The following is a 19,577-nucleotide window of genomic DNA, read 5'->3' as shown; positions in this document are numbered from 1 at the left end:
CCCCAAAACCCGCAGCGGCAAAATCATGCGCCGCCTCCTGCGCGACGTCGCCGAAGGACGCGAACTCGGCGACACCTCCACCCTCGTCGACCCGAGCGTCTTCGAGGCGATCCGGGCGGGCAAGGGCTGACCCGCAGCGCCGGACGCGGCCGGTGACGGGCTCCGTCATCGGCCGCACCCGTTAAGATTGCGTGAGGTGTGCCGGGAAGTCTGGTCGGCGCGCGGCCGTGTACCCGTTGAGCCGGCTCCGGTGGGTGTGCCGCCGCAGTGCCCGCACGCCGCCCGAAAGGTTTCCCGTGATCACGCAAGTGCGCTCGGAACTGTCCCGCTACCTCCGCACGGAAACCGTCGGCGGCGCATTGCTTCTGATCGCGGCGGCGATCGCGTTGCTCTGGGTGAACTCGCCGTGGGGCGCGAGCTATCTGACGATGACCGAGACGGTCGTCGCCATCCCGCCGCTGCACCTGGAACTGACCCTGGCGGACTGGACCGCGGACGGTCTGCTCGCGGTGTTCTTCTTCGTCGCCGGTCTGGAACTCAAACGCGAGCTGGTGGTCGGCGAACTCGCCGATCGCAGACGCGCCACGTTGCCGGTCATCGCTGCGATCGGTGGCGTGGTAACCCCCGCGCTGATCGCGGCGATCGTCGGCTTCGGCCTGCCCGGCATGGAGCGCGGCTGGGCCATCCCCGTCGCCACCGACATCGCGTTCGCGCTCGCCGTGCTCGCCATGACCGGTTCGCGCATCCCCACGGGCGCGCGCGTCTTCCTGCTCAGTCTCGCCGTGGTCGACGACCTCATGGCGATCGTCCTGATCGCGGTGTTGTTCACGGCGGGGGTGTCGCTGCTGTGGTTGCTCGTAGCCGCGGCGTGCTTCGCCGGGTGGGCGCTGGGGCAACGCGCGCGCATCGGCACGCCGTTGCTGTACGTCCCGCTGGCGTTGCTGTCCTGGTACGCGCTGCACGAAGCAGGCATCCATCCCACCCTGGCCGGCGTCGCGCTCGGCCTGCTCACCCGGGTGCGCCCGGATCCCGGTGAGCGAGACGCGCCCGCCACCCGGCTCGAGCACCTTTTCCAGCCGGTCTCCGCCGGATTGTGCGTCCCGCTGTTCGCCCTGTTCGCCGCCGGAGTTCCGTTGAATCTCACAGTGTTCGGCGAGTTGGCCACCGACCGGCTCGCGCTCGCCGTGATTCTCGGCCTCCTGGTGGGCAAACCTCTCGGCATTTTCGGGATGAGCTGGGTGGCAATCCGGTTGGGCGTGGCGACGCGCCCGAGCGAACTCGGCTGGCGGGACATGTTCGCCCTGTCGGTGCTCGGCGCGATCGGCTTCACGGTTAGCCTTCTCGTGGCGGAACTCGCGCTCGCCGATGTCGCGGACGGGTCGGCCGTCGAGTTGGCGAAGGCCGCCGTGTTGGTCACATCAATGGCGGCGTCGCTCGCCGGTTCGGCGCTACTGTTGCGGCGTGGGCGTGTCCACCAGGCTCGGCGGGACGCCCGTGCGCTAGAACGTGAACAACATGGCGGCGCGAGCGATCCGCCCGGAGGCGGTAGCCTGCGTGACCACGGAGGGCACCGGGAGCGCCGCCGATCGAACGGGAGTTGAAGCAGTGCCGGGACAGGGAGAAGGGTCGACCAAGTGAGTTTCAACCACGGCGGTAACGGGAGCGACGCGGAGCGCGGTCGTACGGTCACCTCCATTCCCCTCACGGACGCCGATCCGCTCGGCTCGGCGAGCTTCGGGACCCTGGTCCGCGACGCCGCCGAGCAGATGTCCACCCTGGTCCGCGCCGAGGTCGAACTGGCCAAGGCCGAGGTCACCGGGGAGATCAAGAAGGGCCTGCAGGGCAGCGTCTACTTCATCCTCGCGCTCACCGTGCTGCTGTTCAGCACCTTCTTCTTTTTCTTCTTCCTCGGCGAACTGCTCGACGTGTGGCTGGCCCGCTGGGCCGCCTTCCTGATCGTCTTCCTGCTGATGGTCGTGGCCACCGCGGTGCTGGCGTTCCTCGGCTACCGGCGAGTGAAGAAACTGCGCGCGCCGGAGAAGACGATCGACTCGCTCAAGCAGGCGCGCACGGTACTGCCGCACGGCTTGGGCCCGGCCGCGCACGAGGACCGTCCCGCGCTGCAGAAGCCGGCTTCCTAGGCGCGCCTGCGCGCGCCGGTACGGCGGCTACTAGGCTCGATCGGCGTGTCGGCGAACTTGCTTCCGGATCCGTCCAGCGTCCGTTACGACGGACCGTGGACACATCGGGACGTGCACGCCAACGGCATTCGATTCCACGTCGTGGACGCGGCGCCGGAGCGGTCCGATGCGCCGCTGGTCGTGCTGCTGCACGGCTTCGCGGACTTCTGGTGGTCCTGGCGGCACCAACTGACCGGCCTGGCCGAACTCGGCTACCGCGCCGTGGCTGTCGACCTGCGCGGCTACGGCGACAGCGACAAGCCGCCGCGCGGTTACGACGGCTGGACGCTCGCCGGTGACGTCGCCGGGCTCATCCGGGCGCTCGGCTACACCGAGGCGACGCTGGCGGGGCACGCCGAAGGCGGACTGGTCTGCTGGACCACCGCGGTGCTGCATCCACGACTGGTTCGTTCCATCGCCCTGGTCGGCTCGCCGCATCCGTCGGCGCTGAAGAGTTCCGTGCTGCGCAACCGCCGCCAGCGCGCGGCCTGGCTGCCGAACTTCCTCCGCTACCAGCCCCCCTGGTACGGCGAGCACTTGCTGACTACCGCCGACGGCTTCGAAGTCGAACGGCTGTTGCGCCGGCGGGTGAGCGCGGGATGGGCGGGCACCGCCGAATTCGTCGACACCGCACAGCGGATGCGTTCGGCGATCCGGATCCCCGGCGCCGCGCATTGTGCGCTGGAGTACCAGCGCTGGGCCTTCCGCAGTCAGTGGCGCCCGGACGGTCGCCGGTTCATGGCGACCATGCGCGAACCCGTGCACATCCCGGTACTGGCCATGCGCGGCGAACTGGACCCCTACGTGCTGCCGGGGACCTTTCGCCGCGACCCGCATCTGTCGCCGGAACGGCGGCTGGCCGGCATCCCGGCGGCCGGGCACTTCGCACACCAGGAGAACCCGGACGCCGTGACGAAGGAACTGTCCAAGCTGCTCGCCTGAGTGCCCCGGCCACGCAGTCGCGTGACCGGGGCGTCGCGCTGTTCCCGACAAGCACGCGCCGGATCAGCTGAGTACGCACGCTCCTGTGGCCACCGGAGCGTCGGAACGCTGCGAGGCGGCGAGTTCGGAACGGACTTCGTTGAGCGTGAGGACATAACCGGTGTCGTTGTCGGTCACCGCCGCACCGAAGACCACTCCGAGTACCTGCCCCTGGGTATCCACCAGTGGCCCACCGGAATTGCCCGCTTGGACGAGCCCGCGCACCGTGTACACCTCACGCTTCACCGTGCCGTCACGATAGATGTTGGGTCCGGTCAGATCCAGGGTCTCGCGTATGCGAGCCGCGCTCGCGGTGTACCGGCCGCCCCCCGGGTAGCCGAGCACGATGGCGCTCTCACCGGTACGGGCAGGCGCCGGCGCCTGCGGAACGACCGGAGCGGTGAGTCCGGGCACCGCGAGCACCGCGACATCCGTGAACGGGTCGAAGAGCACCACCGAGGCAGGCAGCGAACCGCTGGCCGTGTCCACATCGACGCTCGTTGTGCCCGCTACGACGTGGGCGTTGGTCATCACGCGCTCCGGCGCGATCACGAAACCCGAGCCCTCCAGCGCACGCTGGCAACTCGGCGCGACACCGCGGATGCGCAGCACACTCTGTTGCAACGAGGCGGCGACCGGGCTGGCCAGCACGCTCGCATCCGGAGGCTCCACGGCCGCGATCGGCGCCCGCCCGAACGGCCCGATCACGTCCGGCAGGCCGGAGGTGTTCAGCAGTTTGGAGAACTCGTTGGGCAGCTTGCGTAGCCAGTTCGGCGCGACGTCGTTGACGTCGGCGAGCACCCGTGAGCCGTTGATCGCGGTCGCGATGGCCGGCTGCGAGGAGGTGGCCAGCGGCAGCGCCAGCAGCCACGCGGTGACCAGCACGGCGACCGCCTGCAACACCGCGCCCACCGCACTGTCCACACTCCGCGTGAACGGATGACGCATGCCGCTGCGGGCGGCGCGCCCCAGCACCATGCCCGCGACTTCGCCGACGATCACCAGCATCACGATGAGCAGCACGCCGGTGAGCACCCGGGTGCGGCCCTCGTCGACGTGCACCAGGATGTGCGGCGCGATCAGGATGCCCGCGACCGCGCCGAGCACCACGCCGAGGAAGGCCAGCGCGGAGGCCACCGCGCCCTGCCGCCACCCGGAGGAGGCGGCCAGCAGCGCCAGTAGCACGACGGCGATGTCGAGCCAGGCCGACGAGCTCATAACGTCATCCCCACGGCGGCGAGCGCGGTCTCCAGGTCACGGACGTCTTCGTGATCCCACTCGCGATCCCAGCCGGAGGCCTTGCTGATCCCGGCGAGAATGCCTGCGGTGAGGCCCCAGACCAACATCCCGTCCACTTGGAACGCCGGGCTCTGATACCCCAGGTGACTGCGGACCACGAAGCGGTTGGCCGGATCCAGCAGCTGCGCGAGCGGTACGCGCACGACCCGCTCGGTCTCGCTCTCGTCGACTACCCGCACCGCGCCGGGCGTGCGCCAGTACGCGAGAACCGGCGTCACGTCGAAACGGGACACCGGCACGAACATTTCCGGCAGCACCGCGAACGGTTCCACGCCGGAACGATCGAGGCCGGTCTCTTCGCACGCCTCCCGCAGCGCGGTATCGATCGGACCGGCGTCGCCCGGATCCATCGCGCCGCCGGGGAAAGCCACTTGGCCACGATGCTGGCGCATGGTGGAGGCACGCTGGGTCAGCAGCACCTCCGCGTCGGCGGGCAGTCCGCCGGGCGCAGCCGGATCCGGCTGAGGTGAGCCGCCGAACAGCACGAGCACCGCCGCTTGCCGCGGCTTGGAGGTCACGGTCATGGCGCGCCGCAACGCACGCGCCCTGGTCAGGGTGTCGGCGCTGTCGGTGGCCGGTTCGGCCGAGCGGGTCAGCCAACCCGGGATGTCGGGCGGCATCTCGATGGTCATCGCGCACCTCCCCCGCGCATTCGCCCACCGACCCGCGTGCACGCCCGCACCGTCACCTCCACCATCGAATCATCCACCCGCATTGTCACTCGGCCACTCCGAGCTTGCCCGCGACGGTATCCGCGATGTCATCCACCCCGTCGAATGCTCGCACCACGACATCGGCGATCGAGCCGTCGGCGCGCACCAGCACCGAGATCGGCAGCACCGCCGGGGCGCCGACCGCCGCGCGCACTCGCGCGTCGGCGTCGAGCACGCCGGGCAACCGCACATCCAGTCCACGCAGCCGGGACAGTGCTTTGGCTTCATCAGGGTCGCTGTGCACGGTCAGCACGGTAATCGCGTTCCCGGCGCGTTGGGCGTATTGCTGCAAATACGGCAACTCCTGGGCGCACGGTGCGCACCAGTAGGCCCACAGGTTCAGCAGGGCGGGTTTGCCCGCCAGCGCGGCGGCCAGATCCACCGAACGGCCGTTCGCCAGGCATTCCACGGTTATCCCGGCCAGCGGGCCGTTCCCGTTCGCGGCGCCGGCCGGGCAATCCGGCAAACGTGCGGCAGCGCGCAGGTCATCGGAAACACCGGAGGCGATGGGAGAAGACCGCGGCGCCTGCGGCTCGTCCTCCCCGCGCGGCCACACCGCGACGGCCAGCGCCACCACCACGATCAGACCGGCAAGCGCCCAGCGCCACGCATTTCCCGCACTCCTTCGGCCCGAGGGCTCCGAACTCACCGGCCCACCAGCTCGAGCAGGTGGTCCCGCTCCGGCCCCTTCACCAGCTTGGCCGCCGCCTCCGGATCGGTGGGCCCGATCCCGAACGACGGGCAGTCTTTGACCAGGACGCACGCGCCGCACGCGGGCTTGCGGGAATGGCAGACGCGCCGTCCGTGGAAGATCACCCGGTGCGAGAGCATCGTCCATTCCTTGCGCTCGATCAGCGCGCCGACGATGTGCTCGACCTTGACCGGGTCTTCCTCGTCGGTCCAGCCCCAGCGGCGCACCAGACGGCCGAAATGGGTGTCGACCGTGATGCCGGGCACGCCGAACGCGTTGCCGAGGATGACGTTGGCGGTCTTGCGCCCGATGCCGGGCAATTGCACGAGTTCGGTCAGGGTGTGAGGCAACTCACCGTCGTGACGTTCCAGCAACGCCTGGCCGAGCCCGATCAGCGAGGATGCTTTGTTCCGGAAGAAGCCGGTCGGCCGGATGTATTCCTCCAGCTCCGCGCGGTTTGCCTCGGCATAGGCGCGGGCGTCCGGGTACCGGGCGAACAGAGCAGGCGTGGTGAGATTCACCCGCTCGTCGGTGCACTGCGCCGAAAGTATTGTCGCCACCGCCAATTCGAGCGGTGTGGTGAAATCCAGCTCACAGTGCGCGTCGGGGAAGGCGGTCGCCAGTTCCCGGTTCATCCGGCGCGCACGGCGGACCAGCCCGAGCCGGGTTTCCGCCTGTCGCGCCCTGGTTTTCCGTTGCGGAGCCGCGGCGGCGGTCTGCGGCGTTTCAGAGGGCTCGGAGCCGGGCGGAAGCCCGTTCCCGGAGGCGGTGGAGGGGGAGACGCGCACGCGTCCACCATACGGAACCGGCAGACAACGTTGCCCTTCCAGTTCAGTTGCCGTGTTCCATCTGAGACCTCGACGGTGTTTACTGCTCGTCATGCAAGGACTCGCTGTGGTGCTCTTCCCAGTGGTGCTGATGCTGTTCGCACTGGGCATGGAGCGGGTCGAGAATCGGCTCCGCAAGCTTCTCGAACCCGACGAAGAGGTTCAGCAGTACCTGGACAAGGCAAGTAACGCCGAGGTGAAAGAGCTGACGAAGCTCGGTCTGCCCGCTGCCGTGGCCCGGATGCGCAGGCGCCGCTCTCGCGGCGAGGAGATGGACGTGGCCCGCGCGAGCTGACCCGGCGCGAGCGCCGCGCAATCCACCCGTTACGTGGTGTCCGTCACTACGCTGTAGTGACGCCGCGTAGACTGCGCTGTTGGCCGAGTCGCTTCGGTCCGGTACAGAGCCATTTCCCATAAGGAGCACATTCGTGGACGAGGCCCTCGCCAGAGCAGGCATCTTCCAGGGCGTCGAGCCCACTGCGGTGGCCGCCCTCGCCAAACAACTTCAGCCGGTGGATTTCCCGCGCGGTCACGTCATCTTCAACGAGGGTGAGCCGGGCGACCGGCTGTACATCATCACGTCCGGCAAGGTGAAGATCGGACGCCGCTCGCCCGACGGCCGCGAGAATCTGCTGACCATCATGGGCCCGTCCGACATGTTCGGCGAGCTGTCGATCTTCGACCCGGGTCCGCGCACCTCCACCGCTACCACGGTGACCGAGGTGCGTGCGGTGACGATGGACCGCGACGCCCTCAAGACCTGGATCGACCAGCGGCCGGAGATCGCCGAGCAGTTGCTGCGCGTTCTCGCCCGCCGCTTGCGCCGGACCAACAACAACCTGGCCGACCTGATCTTCACCGACGTCCCCGGCCGGGTCGCCAAGGCGCTGCTGCAACTCGCCCAGCGCTTCGGCACCCAGGAGGCGGGCGCGCTGCGGGTCACCCACGACCTGACCCAGGAGGAGATCGCCCAGCTGGTCGGCGCCTCCCGCGAGACCGTGAACAAGGCCCTCGCCGACTTCGCGCATCGCGGCTGGCTGCGGCTGGAGGGCAAGAGCGTGCTCATCTCCGACTCCGAGCGCCTGGCCCGCCGCGCCCGGTAACCTCTCATACGGCAGAACGCCGGGTTCAGCGCTCCACTGAACCCGGCGTTCCGGCTAACCGTGCACGCGCAGATAGTCCAGCTGCGCCTGCACCGAACTGCGCGCCGCGGGCCACAGCCGCTTGTCCACATCGGCGTACACGCGGCGCACGACCGACATCGCGCCCGCGTCCGGGCCGAGCGCCCGCAACGCCTCGCGCACCTGATCGAGGCGCTCGTGCCGATGCGCGATGTAGTAACGGGCGACCGGCTCCAGATCCGGGTGATCCGGGCCGTGCGCGGGCAGCAGCGCCTTTCCCTTGCCGACCTCCACCAGCCGGTCCAGCGAGGAGAGGTAGTCGGCCAGCGTGCCGTCGCTGGAATCCAGCACAGTGGTGCCCGCACCGAGGATGGTGTCGCCGGTCAGCACCGCGTCGTCGAGGACGAAACTCAGCGAGTCACCGGTATGACCCGGCGTGTCCAGCACGGTGATCCGCAGGCCCGCAGCCTCGATCACCTCGCCGTCGGCCAGCGGGGCGTCCGCACCGCGCAGGAAGCCGGCCTCCTTGGCGCGCACCGGCGTCCCGGTCTGCTCGACCAGCCGATCGATGCCCCCGGTGTGATCGTGATGGCGGTGGGTGATCAAGGTGAGAGCGATCCGGCCGCCGGTGGCCTCGGCGATCGCGGCCGTATGCGCCTTGTCCTTCGGCCCCGGGTCCACCACCACACAGTCCGCTGCTCCCGGCGCGCGCAGGATCCAAGTGTTGGTTCCCTCCAAGGTCATCTGTCCCGGATTGTCGGCGAGCAGCACCGCCGCCGTCTCGGTGACCTGCCGGAGCTGCCCGTAGGCGGGGTGTGTCAACGTCATCGCAAACCTCGGATAGAAACGGAGCCGACAGTTCCGGTCTAGCGCACCTCGGCGATCAGTTCGACTTCGACGGGCGTATTCCGGGGAAGTTCGGAGACGCCGACAGCCGAGCGCGCGTGCTTGCCCGCGTCACCGAAGACCCGGCCGAGGAACTCCGACGCGCCGTTGATCACCACCGGCTGATCACCGAATCCCGGTGCCGAGGCGACGAACCCGACCACCTTCACGATCCGCACCACCGCGTCGAGCCCGACCAGATCGTGCACCGCGGCCAGCGCGTTCAGCGCACACAGCCGGGCAGCCTCCTTGGCCTCCTCGACGGAGACCTCCGCGCCGACCTTGCCGACCGCGGACAACTCACCGTCCACGAACGGCAGCTGACCGGAGGTGTAGACGAACGACCCGGTGCGGATCGCGGGAACGTAGGCCGCGACCGGGGGCACGACCGGGGGCAGTGTGATTCCGAGCTCGGCGAGGTTCTTCTCCCACTGGGTCACTACGTCGCCCTCCTTCTACTTGCGCCGCTTGAGATAGGCGACGTGCTGCTCGCCGGTCGGGCCGGGCAGCACGGAGACCAGCTCCCAGCCGTCGGCTCCCCACTGGTCGAGAATCTGCTTCGTCGCGTGCGTCAGCAGCGGCACGGTGGCGTACTCCCACACGGTCGTATCACTCGTCTCACTCATGTGCGAGAGCGTAGCTGTGTTTAATTGCCGCGACTTCGTCGCGGCGTGTTCGCGGCTGTGTTGGTTTTCCAGCGCCTGCGGCGCTGGGTGTTCGCGGCCCCCTTGTGGCTCGGGCCGCGAACGGCGGATGCTCGGTCTCGCTTCGCTCGAAACTGGGGGTCGAGGTGCGCTGGGCGCGTGAGGTGCGTAGTCGCATCGGACGGGGTGCGCCGTTGTTGCGGGCACGGCCGGAAAGGGCGCTCGCCTCGAACGCGACAGCCCGCACATTCGAACCACGTCGCCAACGGCGCAAGACAGCCTCCTCCCTCCAAAACCCGAGTTCAGATGCGCTCAGCACGCCGAGGGCGCAACCGCATCGGGTGGGGTGCGCCGTGGTTTCGCGCGGTGTGACGCGCATCCGTCTGGTACGGCCGGTGCCCCGGGATCGCGGACCAGTTATAGGCTCGCGAGCGTGGGAGTACCAACAGCAGTGCCGCTTTCGGCGGAGCCGGGATCGGACACAAGGTGGCCGAAGCGCGCTGAACAGGCCCGCTTGCACTATGTCTCCGGCAAGGGAGGCACCGGCAAGTCGACGGTCGCCGCGGCGCTGGCCCTCGCGCTCGCCGCGGGCGGGCGCCGGGTGCTGCTGGTCGAGGTGGAGAGCAGGCAATCGATCGCGCAGCTGTTCGACCTGCCGCCGCTGCCGCCGACCGAGACACGGATCGCCACGGCCGACGGCGGCGGCGAGGTGGTCGCGCTGGCGTTGGACATCGAGCACGCCTTCCTCGAATACCTCGACATGTTCTACAACCTCGGCTTCGCCGGCCGCGCGATGCGCAGGATGGGCGCCATCGAGTTCGTCACCACGATCGCGCCCGGTCTGCGCGACGTCATCCTCACCGGCAAGATCAAGGAATGCGCGGTTCGCGTGGACAAGTCCGGCAAGCGGGTCTATGACGAGATCGTGGTCGACGCACCGCCCACCGGCCGGATCGCCGGCTTCCTCGACGTCACCAAAGCGATGGCGGAGGTGGCCAAGGGCGGGCCGATCGCCTCGCAGGCCGAGGGTGTATCCCAGCTGCTGCACTCGGACCAGACCATGATCCATCTGGTCACGCTGCTGGAGGCGCTGCCGGTGCAGGAAACCGCCGACGCCGTCGCCGAGCTCACCGCCGCGGACCTGCGCATCGGCACCGTGATCGTGAACCGGGCGGCCGAAGGCCAGCTCCCGCCCGAACTGCGCGCCCGGGCCGCCACCGGTGATCTGGACGCCGACGCCATCCGCGCGGGCCTGGACTCCGCCGGGATCACGCTCCCCGACAGCGACTTCCAGGGCCTGCTCACCGAAACGATCGAACACTCGGCCACGCTGCAAGCACAGGACGACAGCGCCGAGGAATTGGCCAAGGTCGATATCTCGCGGCTCTACCTGCCCGCCCTCGCCGACGGAATGGACCTGGGCGGACTGTACGAACTAGCCGAACACCTCACCGCCCAGGGAGTCCGATGAGCACGCCGACCCACCCCGCGGCTGCCCCGCTGGACATATCGCGGATCATCGCCGACCAGTCCGCCCGCGTAGTGGTCTGCTGCGGCTCCGGCGGCGTCGGCAAGACGACCACCGCCGCCGCCATCGCGCTGCGCGCCGCCGAGCAGGGCCGCAAGGTCGTGGTGCTGACCATCGACCCCGCGCGCAGGCTGGCTCAGTCACTCGGCGTCGCCGACCTCGGCAACAATCCGCAGCGGGTGGCGCTGGGTCCCGAGGCCAAGGGCGAGCTGTACGCGATGATGCTCAATATGCGTCGCACGTTCGACGACATGGTGCTCGAGCACACCAGCGCGGAGAAAGCGCAGCAGATCTTCGCCAACCCCTTCTATCAGACGGTCGCCTCTTCCTTCGGCGGGACGCAGGAGTACATGGCGATGGAGAAGCTGGGCCAGCTGGCCCACCGGGGCGAGTGGGACCTCATCGTGGTCGATACCCCGCCTTCGCGCAATGCCCTCGACTTCCTCGACGCACCCAAGCGGCTGGGCAACTTCCTCAACGGCCGCATGATCCGCGTCATCATGGCGCCCGGCCGCGGCGTGACCCGGCTCGTGACCGGCGCGATGAGCCTGGCGGTACGCGGGGTGTCCACCGTCGTCGGAGGGCAGATGCTCAAGGACGCGTCGAATTTCCTGCAGTCCTTGGAGTCGCTGTTCGGCGGCTTCCAGGAGCGCGCCGAGCGAACCTTCGCGATGCTGTCCAAGCCGGGCACACACTTCCTGGTGGTGGCGGCGCCGGAACCGGACGCGCTGCGGGAAGCCTCGTTCTTCGTCGACCGCCTCTCCACCGAGCGCATGCCGCTGGCGGGGCTGGTGCTCAACCGCACCCATCCGGTGCTGAGCTCGCTGTCGGCCGATCACGCCCTCACCGCCGCCGACCAGGTGGCGGACTCCGATCCGCTGACCGCGGCGGTGTTGCGGGTGCACGCCCGCCGAGTCGCCACCGACAAACGGGAACAGCACCTGCTGCATCGGTTCACGGGCGCGCATCCGCGAGTGCCGATCGTCTCGGTCACCGCGCTGCCGTTCGAGGTGTCCGACCTCGACGCGCTGCGTGTCGTCGGCGATCAGCTCGCGGGCACGGTGCGCGCCACCGCCTGATACTTAGGCGTATCCGCTATCGCTCCGGACGGAAATATCCGTCCTGAAACGAAACTGAGCCCGCTTGCGCGGGCTCCGTTTCGATTTGGCGGGACTACATAGCCACTTGATGCTGACGCTGGGCCTGGAAGAAATCGGCCCACGAGGTCACTTCCGGATGCTGCTTCAACAAGGCGCGGCGCTGCCGTTCGGTCATGCCGCCCCACACACCGAACTCCACCCGGTTGTCGAGCGCGTCGGCGCCGCACTGCATGAGCACGGGACAGTGCCTGCAGATCGTCGCGGCTTTGCGCTGGGCCGCGCCGCGCACGAACAACTGATCGGGGTCCACTTCCTTGCATCGGGCCTGGGCTACCCAGGCGATCCTTGCTTCGGCCTGCTCCACGTCCAATCGAGCGATGGGGGTTGTCATGTGCATTTGGTGTGCCCCTTTGCAGTCCGAACACCGGTCAACGGCGCTCCAGAATCGCGTTGTCACCACGCAGCACCCAAACCCCGCTGCGAAGTGCACCACATTCCACTTTGAGTGTTAGCTCTATCACACTGGGTTCTCAATCTAGGTAAAGGTATGGCGCTTGCGCAAGACCACCTCGAGATTTTTTGGTACGTCCGTCCCTGCAAGTCCGGGCGCGCACTGGACGGGCAGGCAGATTGCGTGCGCGCCCTCCGGCGACACGCCGGGTGCGATCGCGCGACACGCCCATTCCGGTTCGCGAACAACCAGTTCCGGGCTCCGGACAAATGCCGCCAAGAAGGCTCGGATGGCACCCCGTAGTCTTGATTCGTGCCGATCACACATACGCTCGCGCGGCTGGCCGGCAGCTGCGTGCTGGCCTCCGTGCTCGTCGCCGGGTTGTTGTTCCCGCTCGCCGGCGGCTTCGGGTTCGTCTCCAACCGTGCCGCCGACGCCGTCGACAACGTCTCCGCGGAGCTGGTCGAGGGAACGGTCCCCGCGGTCTCGACCATGGTCGACGCGGCGGGCAATCCGATCGCCTGGCTGTACGAGCAGCGCCGATTCGAGGTGCCCAGCGACCGGATCTCCAACGACATGAAACTGGCGATCGTGTCCATCGAGGACCGTCGCTTCGCCGAGCACGAGGGCGTCGACTGGCAGGGCACGCTACGCGCGTTCCTCACCAACAGCGCCAGCGGCGAGGTCCAGCAGGGCGCGTCGACGCTGGATCAGCAGTACGTGAAGAACTTCCAGCTGCTGGTGGTCGCCAAGACCGACGCCGAGCGCCGCGCCGCCATCGAGACCACTCCCGCCCGCAAGATCCGGGAGATCCGGATGGCGCTGACGCTGGACCGGGAGCTCACCAAGGACGAGATCCTCACCAGATACCTCAACCTCGTCCCGTTCGGTAACTCCTCCTACGGCATCCAGGACGCCGCGAAGACCTACTTCGGCGTCGACGCGGCCGAACTGAACGTCTCGCAGGCCGCGATGCTCGCGGGCATGGTGCAGAGCTCGTCCAAGCTGAACCCCTACACCAACCCCGACGGCGTGCTGGCCAGGCGCAACACGGTGCTGGACACCATGATCCAGAACATCCCCAGCCGCGCCGAGGAGTTCCGGGAGGCGAAGACCAAGCCGCTGGGCGTGCTGCCGGAACCCAAGGGCCTGCCGCGCGGCTGCATCGCCGCCAACGACCGCGGCTTCTTCTGCGACTACGCGCTGCAGTACCTGGCCAACGCGGGCATCAGCCGCGAACAGATCGAGAAGGGCGGCTACCTGATCCGGACCACCCTGGATCCGGCCGTGCAGGACTCGGTGAAACGCGCGGTGACCGAAGCGGCGAACCCGAACCTGGACAACATCGCGGAGGTCATGTCCGTCGTCGCGCCGGGGCAGGACACGCATCCGGTGCTCGCGATGGCCAGCAGCCGCACCTACGGCCTGAACCGGGACGCGAGCGAGACCGTGCAGCCGCAGCCGTACTCGATGGTCGGCGACGGCGCGGGCTCCATCTTCAAGGTCTTCACCACGGCCGCGGCCATGGAGAAAGGTCTCGGCATCAACGCCCAGCTCGACGTGCCAGGGCGGTTCGAGGCCAAAGGCATGGGTAACGGTGGCGCCCGCGGGTGCCCGGCCGCCACCTATTGCGTCGAGAACGCGGGCCGGTACAAATCACCCATGTCGGTGACGGAGGCGCTGGCCACCTCCCCGAACACCGCGTTCGTGAAGCTGATCCAGGCCGTCGGGGTCACCCCGACCGTCGACATGGCGGTTCGGCTCGGCATGCGCTCGTTCACCGAAGCGGGCACTTCGGGCCACGGCAACCAGAGCCTGGCCGACATGATCAAGGGGCAGAACCTCGGCTCGTTCACGCTGGGACCGGTGGCGATCAACCCGTTGGAGCTGTCCAACGTCGCGGCGACGCTGGCTTCGGGCGGCCGGTGGTGCCCGCCGAACCCGATCAAAGAGGTCATCGACCGCCAGGGCAAGCAGGTCCCGCTGACCCAGCAGGCTTGCGAGCAGGTCGTCGAGCCGGGCCTGGCCAACACCTTGGCCAACGCGATGAGCAAGGACGACACGGCGGGCACGGCGGCGGGCGCGGCCCAGTCGGCGGGCTGGAACCTCCCGATGTCGGGCAAGACCGGCACCACCGAGAGTCACCGCTCCTCGGCCTTCCTCGGCTTCACCAATGCGCTGGCCGCCGCGGTCTACGTCTACGGCGACAGCCCGACGCCCGGCGAGATCTGCTCGTTCCCGCTCCGCAACTGCGGCGACGGCAATCTGTTCGGTGGTAACGAGCCCGCGCGGACCTGGTTCAACGCGATCAAACCCGTGATACCGCTGTTCCCGCCGCCGGGCCTGCCCCCGCTGGACGACAAGTATGTGCGCGGCGCGAACAACGCCCAGGTACCCGACGTGGTCGGCATGCCCCAGGGCGAGGCGACCGCCAAGCTGGTAGCGGCGGGCTTCCAGGTGTCGCCGGTCACGGGCGCGGGCGATCGCCCCAAAGGCACCGTGATGGGCACAGCGCCGAACGGGTCGGCCATCCCCGGCTCAGTGATCACGCTGTACATCAGCGACGGCACCGTCCGGGCTGCGCCGCCGCCCGGCCCGGCCGCGCCGCCGCCGGGCATCCCGGGACTGCCGCCACCGCCGCTGCTGCCACCGATCCCTATCCCGATCCCGATCCCGCGCTGACAAGAGAAAGGGGCCGCGAACCATATGGTTCGCGGCCCCTTTCTCGTCGCTGCCCTACAACCGCGCCTTCACGGCCGCCGAGATGCGCGAGCCGTCGGCCTTGCCCGCGGCGAGTCCGGTGGCGATCTTCATGACCTGTCCCATCTGGCGCATCCCGGGACGCTCGCCGATGTCCTCGGCGACCTGCGCGATGGCGGTGTCGGCGAGATCGGCGACCTCGGCGTCGGTCAGCTGGGTCGGCAGGTACTCCTCGATGATGCGCGCCTCGGCGTGCTCGTTCGCCGCCAGTTCGCCGCGCCCGGCCTGCGTGTAGACCTCGGCGGATTCGTTGCGCTTCTTCGCTTCCTTCTGCAACACGGAGACGACCTCGGCGTCGGTGAGCTCACGGGCCTCCGAGCCGGCGACCTCCGCGGTCTGGATCGCCGACAGCAGCATCCGCACTGTGGAAAGGCGCAGCGTGTCCTTGGCTTTCATCGCGGCGGTGAGATCCGCGCGCAGCTGCGATTTGAGTTCCGACATGCCGCTCACGGTAGCCGCTGCGGCGCGGCGGTCCCACTACATTTGCCGCGCGGCCCGATTTCCCGCCGGAAAAACGGGCGCTTGTGCGGAAACACACTCGGCGCTCCTGCGCGAGGTCACCTATGCTGGGCAAATGCCCGTGATCTCGACCTCTGCTGTACGCACGACCGCGCTGGGAGCCGCCGGGGCCGCGGTGGCCGGAATCGGCTACGCCTCGCTGGTCGAACGCAACGCCTTCGTCCTACGGGAGGCGACCATGCCCGTGCTGGCGCCGGGGTCGTCGTCGCTGCGGGTGCTCCACCTCAGTGACCTGCACATGACGCCGGGGCAGAAGCTCAAGCAGCAGTGGCTGCGGGAACTGGACCGGCTGGAGCCCGACCTGGTGATCAACACCGGCGACAACCTCTCGCACCAGAAGTCGGTGCCCGCGGTGGTTCAGGCCCTCGGCGGATTGCTCTCCCGCCCGGGCCTTTTCGTTTTCGGCAGCAACGATTACTTCGCGCCGGTGGCGAAGAACCCGCTGAAGTACTTCAAGAAGGACCACCGCCGCACCTTCGGCGCTCCGCTGCCGTGGAAGGACCTGCGCGCGGCCTTCACCGAGCGCGGCTGGCTCGACCTGACGCACGTGCGCCGTGACCTCGAGGTCGCCGGGATCCGCATCGCCACCGCCGGTGTCGACGATCCGCACCTGCAACGCGACCGGTACGACACGGTCGCCGGCGCCCCGAACCCGCTGGCCGACCTGCGGCTCGGCCTCACCCACTCCCCCGAGCCCCGCGTGCTGGACCGCTTCGCCGAGGACGGGTACGACCTGGTGCTCGCCGGGCACACCCACGGCGGCCAGTTGTGCCTGCCCGGCTACGGCGCCCTGGTCACCAACTGCGGGATCGACCGGTCCCGGGTCAAGGGTCCGTCGAAGTGGGGTGAGCACACCCGCTTGCACGTCTCCGCGGGGGTCGGCACCTCTCCGTGGGCGCCGTACCGATTCTGCTGCCGTCCGGAGGCGACGCTGTTGACGCTGGTCGCCGCGCCGCCGAAGCGGCCCGCAGCCGACACGGGCCACGGAGTGTCGGCATCGGAGGCGATCGCCCGCTAAGGTCCCCTGCCGAGACGTGTGTCAGGTAGGGGACAACTGTGAGTGGATTCGACGACCGGCGCGACGACCCGACGATTCTGGGACGGCCCGCCGGGCCGCCGGTTCCTCGGCAACAGCCCACCCCCGCACCGCGTTCCGCGTTCCCTCCGGCAAGAGACGACTTCGCCGCTCGCCCGCCGGACGACGGAGCGCATCCGCCGCAATCCGGCGCACCGCAACAGCCGTCGCAGGGGCAGTCCGGCGGGTACGACCAACCAGTCCAGCCCGGTATCACGCCATGGCAGCGCGGCCGAGAACAATCCTCGGGTCATCCGGAGCAGTGGCAACCCAGCTCACAAGAACACGCCCCCACGTCTCCGTGGCAACCGGGAGCCGCACCGACCGACGGTGGCGGACCGCCGCACCCGTGGCCGGCCGACCCCGCCACCCATTGGCAGCCGGGTCAAGAGCCCGCACCCACACTCCAGTGGCAACCCGCCTGGCCGGGCGATCCCGCCTTGTCATGGGCGCCGGACACACCCGCGCAGGCCGATCCGACCATGCCCGCCCAGTCGCCGGGTGGCCCGCAGCCAGGAGGACAGGACCGAAACGATCCGACGATCCTGGCTCGACCCGCCGGGCAATGGCCGCCGCAGTCCGACCCGGATCCCGCCCACGGGCGCAACGATCCAACCATGCTCGGGCAACCACTCGGGGCGCTCGACCAGTCCGGCCCGGTCCGCAACCGAAGGCTCGCCGCCGTGCCCGACCTTGCCGACTCGACGCCGACCCAGCTCGGCTATCCGGTCGAGGTCGGCCACCCGGCACAAGGTGGGCATTGGCAACCCGCGGGCGGCCCCAGACCATACGGCACAACGCCCGATGGCCCGTATCAACCCGGCTACGGTCCGCAGGGCGGCTTCGGGGGACCGCCACCGAACGGTCCGAATGCCCGCGACCGGGGAATGCTCGTCCTGACGATCGGCTTGGCGGTGCTGCTCGTGGGCGGTCTGGTAGCCGGGGCAGTGGCCCTGACGAAGACCGACAAGGACGACGCCGCGCAGGATGCGACGCCGTCGATGGTGGACGCGCTCACCACGACCACCGAGCCCGCGCCCGCGCGGACCACCGCCACATCCGCCCCCACGACAACCGCCCGGGGTTCCGGCGACAAGAACCCCGTCATCCCCGGGTTCCAAGTCGTCAGAGCGCCCGACAGCGGCGCGGCCTACGACGTACCCGCCGACTGGACGATCGCGCCGCAAGGCACCATCGGCGGCTTCGGCGAGCCACCGAACGCCGTCGCGGGTAAAGGCTTGGCCAGCGAGGGCAAGGGCTACTGCCCCGGTTCCACCCGGACCGTCGCTTTCCTCACCGGCTCGAACACCTCCGATCCGGGAAAGGCGGCCACCGAACTCGGCACGAGAACCGCCACGCTCGCCTACAAGGCGACGCCCGGCGGCACGCCCGGACTGCCCATGCCGTTGGCGTCGCTCGACGGTTCCCAGCACGGCATGTTCGTGGAGACCAAAGGCACCGTCGCCGACGCCAAGCCCGGCTGCGCGAAGGCGTACTCCGTCTACACCGCCGCGTTCCCCAACGACGAGGGAAACTTCGTCATGGTGATCGCCGCCGACACGGGCGTCCCGCACGCCCTCGACGCCGAGACCGCCAAGCGCATCTTCACCAGCATCCGCCCCCTCGCAGGGTGACTGACCTGCCGGTTTAACGTCTCGCGCCACCCTGTTGTAAGCTACTCCAGGTTCGCTTCACGGGGTGTGGCGCAGCTTGGTAGCGCGCTTCGTTCGGGACGAAGAGGTCGCAGGTTCAAATCCTGTCACCCCGACTCGTGGTTGAGACGACGGGAAGGCCCCTGACCGGTATACGGTCAGGGGCCTTCTCCGTTGCCCGGGACAGCCGGAGCGACGCCGATGCCGGTAAGCAGCATCAGCCCGGAATCAGCTCCCAATCCCCACCCGCCGGGAACAGCGGCAACGAATGCAGCCGCGCCGCTCCAGGCAGGATCAATGACGATCTCGTACTCAGTGCTGTCGAACGCGTCCAGCTGTACCACGGTGGTACCGCTCTCGTCGGTCGCGACGATCCGGCCGTCGATCATCTGATCCACACCGTCGGCGAACTGTTGGATTCCGTTCCAATCGAATGCCACTGCCCCAGTGGCCACCCTCTCCCGGAACTGGGCCCAGGTGATGCCAGTGGGTGATCGTCCGAAAACCCCGTCGAAGTCCTCCACCGTCCACCGCCAGTTGTTCGGCGGGAACAACTGAAGCACATCGCGTAGGGACACCAGCGTTCGCTGGGAGGTCCACATGGGAATCATTTCGGTGATCATTCGAGGTGTCCTCAGCGGTAAGTGCTGGTAGGCCTGTCGCATGGTGTCGGATCGGGCTGTGGCCGTGTGTCAGATCTCGATCCGCCGTTTCCACCATGGGAGATCGGGCGGGGCGAACGGATCGTTGACCGTCCGGGCGATGATGCGATCGTCGAGCGGTCCGAGCTCTCTCCGCAGTTCTCGTCGGGCCCGGGGCCGGAGAGACCAGGCGGTCCGCTCCAGCAGCGTCCTGACGTGGTAATCGCCGCTGCGCAGGTCCGAGTCGTCAGGTCCGTAGACGGGTGACGGGTCTCGAGGTGAACGTCGGCCCGTATAGGCCCATCGCCGGAAGGCGTGGGCGACGGACCCGGGGCGCAGGCCGTGGGCGCGTTCGAAATCAGCGATCTGGCGATTCGCACCGGCCGAGAGCCGTCGTATGACAGGAGGTCGCCGGTAGATAGCTGGAGGTCTGGCGCGTGCGGTGCGTAGCGGTAGCCGTGACCTGATCTCGCCCGGTGATCGACGAGGCATGGGAACTTCCAGGGGACA

The 19,577-nt window shown here is 68.9% G+C and carries 20 protein-coding genes and 1 tRNA gene; 11 read left to right on the top strand and 10 right to left on the bottom strand.

Annotated features, from left to right (window positions below; all coding sequences use genetic code 11):
• Positions 1-299 precede the first annotated feature (299 nt).
• The 3 genes from nhaA to ABZ552_RS04310 are packed head-to-tail and all read left to right on the top strand — an operon-like array spanning position 300 to position 3,122.
• Complete coding sequence (gene nhaA, locus ABZ552_RS04320; RefSeq protein ID WP_281881273.1) at positions 300-1,601, top strand: Na+/H+ antiporter NhaA; 1,302 nt, start codon at positions 300-302, stop codon at positions 1,599-1,601.
• A gap of 33 nt (positions 1,602-1,634) precedes the next feature.
• Positions 1,635-2,141: a phage holin family protein gene (locus ABZ552_RS04315; RefSeq protein ID WP_281919188.1), complete on the top strand. Its 507-nt coding sequence runs from the start codon at positions 1,635-1,637 to the stop codon at positions 2,139-2,141.
• A 45-nt stretch (positions 2,142-2,186) separates the two neighbouring features.
• Positions 2,187-3,122 carry an alpha/beta hydrolase gene (locus ABZ552_RS04310; RefSeq protein WP_195084874.1) on the top strand — a complete coding sequence of 312 codons (936 nt, stop codon included), beginning with the start codon at positions 2,187-2,189 and terminating at the stop codon, positions 3,120-3,122.
• Positions 3,123-3,185: 63 nt separating this feature from the next.
• Here ABZ552_RS04310 and ABZ552_RS04305 read toward each other — a convergent pair whose 3' ends face one another.
• The 4 genes from ABZ552_RS04305 to nth form a co-directional block, all read right to left on the bottom strand.
• Positions 3,186-4,379 (bottom strand): MarP family serine protease, encoded by a 1,194-nt coding sequence (locus ABZ552_RS04305; protein WP_281876906.1) that lies wholly within the window; start codon positions 4,377-4,379, stop codon positions 3,186-3,188.
• Positions 4,376-5,092, bottom strand: a complete 717-nt coding sequence (locus ABZ552_RS04300; RefSeq protein ID WP_281876905.1) for a CoA pyrophosphatase — start codon at positions 5,090-5,092, stop codon at positions 4,376-4,378. Before ABZ552_RS04300 ends, ABZ552_RS04305 begins: the two co-directional genes overlap by 4 nt.
• Positions 5,093-5,177: 85 nt before the next feature.
• Positions 5,178-5,822, bottom strand: coding sequence for a TlpA disulfide reductase family protein (locus tag ABZ552_RS04295; protein ID WP_281876903.1), 645 nt, complete (start codon positions 5,820-5,822; stop codon positions 5,178-5,180).
• Positions 5,819-6,520: an endonuclease III gene (gene nth / locus ABZ552_RS04290; RefSeq protein WP_281881271.1), complete on the bottom strand. Its 702-nt coding sequence runs from the start codon at positions 6,518-6,520 to the stop codon at positions 5,819-5,821. The genes ABZ552_RS04295 and nth overlap by 4 nt, the downstream gene beginning before the upstream one ends.
• Before the next feature lie 223 nt (positions 6,521-6,743).
• Here nth and ABZ552_RS04285 point away from each other — a divergent pair, with 223 nt between their 5' ends.
• Both ABZ552_RS04285 and ABZ552_RS04280 read left to right on the top strand, forming a co-directional pair.
• Positions 6,744-6,986 (top strand): hypothetical protein, encoded by a 243-nt coding sequence (locus tag ABZ552_RS04285; protein ID WP_228829512.1) that lies wholly within the window; start codon positions 6,744-6,746, stop codon positions 6,984-6,986.
• Between the two features lie 133 nt (positions 6,987-7,119).
• The gene (locus ABZ552_RS04280; protein WP_039794544.1) at positions 7,120-7,794 is read left to right on the top strand and encodes a Crp/Fnr family transcriptional regulator; all 675 of its coding nucleotides are present in this window, start codon (positions 7,120-7,122) and stop codon (positions 7,792-7,794) included.
• A gap of 54 nt (positions 7,795-7,848) precedes the next feature.
• On the opposite strand, the gene ABZ552_RS04275 is transcribed toward ABZ552_RS04280, so the two are convergent.
• The 3 genes from ABZ552_RS04275 to ABZ552_RS04265 are packed head-to-tail and all read right to left on the bottom strand — an operon-like array spanning position 7,849 to position 9,323.
• Positions 7,849-8,640, bottom strand: coding sequence for an MBL fold metallo-hydrolase (locus ABZ552_RS04275; protein ID WP_281876902.1), 792 nt, complete (start codon positions 8,638-8,640; stop codon positions 7,849-7,851).
• Positions 8,641-8,678: 38 nt separating this feature from the next.
• Positions 8,679-9,137: a RidA family protein gene (locus ABZ552_RS04270; protein WP_281876900.1), complete on the bottom strand. Its 459-nt coding sequence runs from the start codon at positions 9,135-9,137 to the stop codon at positions 8,679-8,681.
• Between the two features lie 15 nt (positions 9,138-9,152).
• Entirely contained in the window at positions 9,153-9,323 is a 171-nt protein-coding gene (locus tag ABZ552_RS04265; protein ID WP_281876898.1) for a DUF4177 domain-containing protein, read from the bottom strand.
• 469 nt (positions 9,324-9,792) lie between these two features.
• On the opposite strand from ABZ552_RS04265, the gene ABZ552_RS04260 reads away from it, so the two are divergent.
• A complete protein-coding gene (locus ABZ552_RS04260) occupies positions 9,793-10,812 on the top strand; it encodes an ArsA-related P-loop ATPase (RefSeq protein ID WP_281881270.1) in 1,020 nt (339 codons plus the stop codon).
• Positions 10,809-11,948: an ArsA family ATPase gene (locus tag ABZ552_RS04255; RefSeq protein ID WP_281876896.1), complete on the top strand. Its 1,140-nt coding sequence runs from the start codon at positions 10,809-10,811 to the stop codon at positions 11,946-11,948. Before ABZ552_RS04260 ends, ABZ552_RS04255 begins: the two co-directional genes overlap by 4 nt.
• A 94-nt stretch (positions 11,949-12,042) precedes the next feature.
• Here ABZ552_RS04255 and ABZ552_RS04250 read toward each other — a convergent pair whose 3' ends face one another.
• On the bottom strand, positions 12,043-12,366 hold the full coding sequence (locus ABZ552_RS04250; RefSeq protein ID WP_014981178.1) for a WhiB family transcriptional regulator: 324 nt from the start codon (positions 12,364-12,366) through the stop codon (positions 12,043-12,045).
• A gap of 366 nt (positions 12,367-12,732) precedes the next feature.
• Between ABZ552_RS04250 and ABZ552_RS04245 the strand changes: the two genes are divergently transcribed.
• Complete coding sequence (locus ABZ552_RS04245) at positions 12,733-15,102, top strand: transglycosylase domain-containing protein (RefSeq protein WP_159844392.1); 2,370 nt, start codon at positions 12,733-12,735, stop codon at positions 15,100-15,102.
• Between the two features lie 54 nt (positions 15,103-15,156).
• Here the strand turns inward: ABZ552_RS04245 and ABZ552_RS04240 are convergent, their stop codons facing one another.
• Positions 15,157-15,621 (bottom strand): GatB/YqeY domain-containing protein, encoded by a 465-nt coding sequence (locus tag ABZ552_RS04240; protein WP_357435515.1) that lies wholly within the window; start codon positions 15,619-15,621, stop codon positions 15,157-15,159.
• 133 nt (positions 15,622-15,754) lie between these two features.
• On the opposite strand from ABZ552_RS04240, the gene ABZ552_RS04235 reads away from it, so the two are divergent.
• The 3 genes from ABZ552_RS04235 to ABZ552_RS04225 all read left to right on the top strand — a co-directional run bounded on the left by ABZ552_RS04235 (position 15,755) and on the right by ABZ552_RS04225 (position 18,542).
• A complete protein-coding gene (locus ABZ552_RS04235; RefSeq protein ID WP_281876894.1) occupies positions 15,755-16,717 on the top strand; it encodes a metallophosphoesterase in 963 nt (320 codons plus the stop codon).
• Positions 16,718-17,391: 674 nt separating this feature from the next.
• Entirely contained in the window at positions 17,392-18,408 is a 1,017-nt protein-coding gene (locus ABZ552_RS04230; RefSeq protein ID WP_357435513.1) for a hypothetical protein, read from the top strand.
• Between the two features lie 60 nt (positions 18,409-18,468).
• Positions 18,469-18,542: transfer RNA gene (locus ABZ552_RS04225), tRNA-Pro, on the top strand.
• A 42-nt stretch (positions 18,543-18,584) separates the two neighbouring features.
• Here the strand turns inward: ABZ552_RS04225 and ABZ552_RS04220 are convergent.
• Entirely contained in the window at positions 18,585-19,049 is a 465-nt protein-coding gene (locus ABZ552_RS04220) for a hypothetical protein (protein ID WP_281876891.1), read from the bottom strand.
• Positions 19,050-19,577: the final 528 nt, after the last annotated feature.

Source organism: Nocardia sp. NPDC019219, assembly GCF_040632645.1.
Taxonomy (GTDB): Bacteria; Actinomycetota; Actinomycetes; order Mycobacteriales; family Mycobacteriaceae; genus Nocardia; species Nocardia sputorum.
This window is presented reverse-complemented; position numbering and strand designations above follow the sequence as displayed.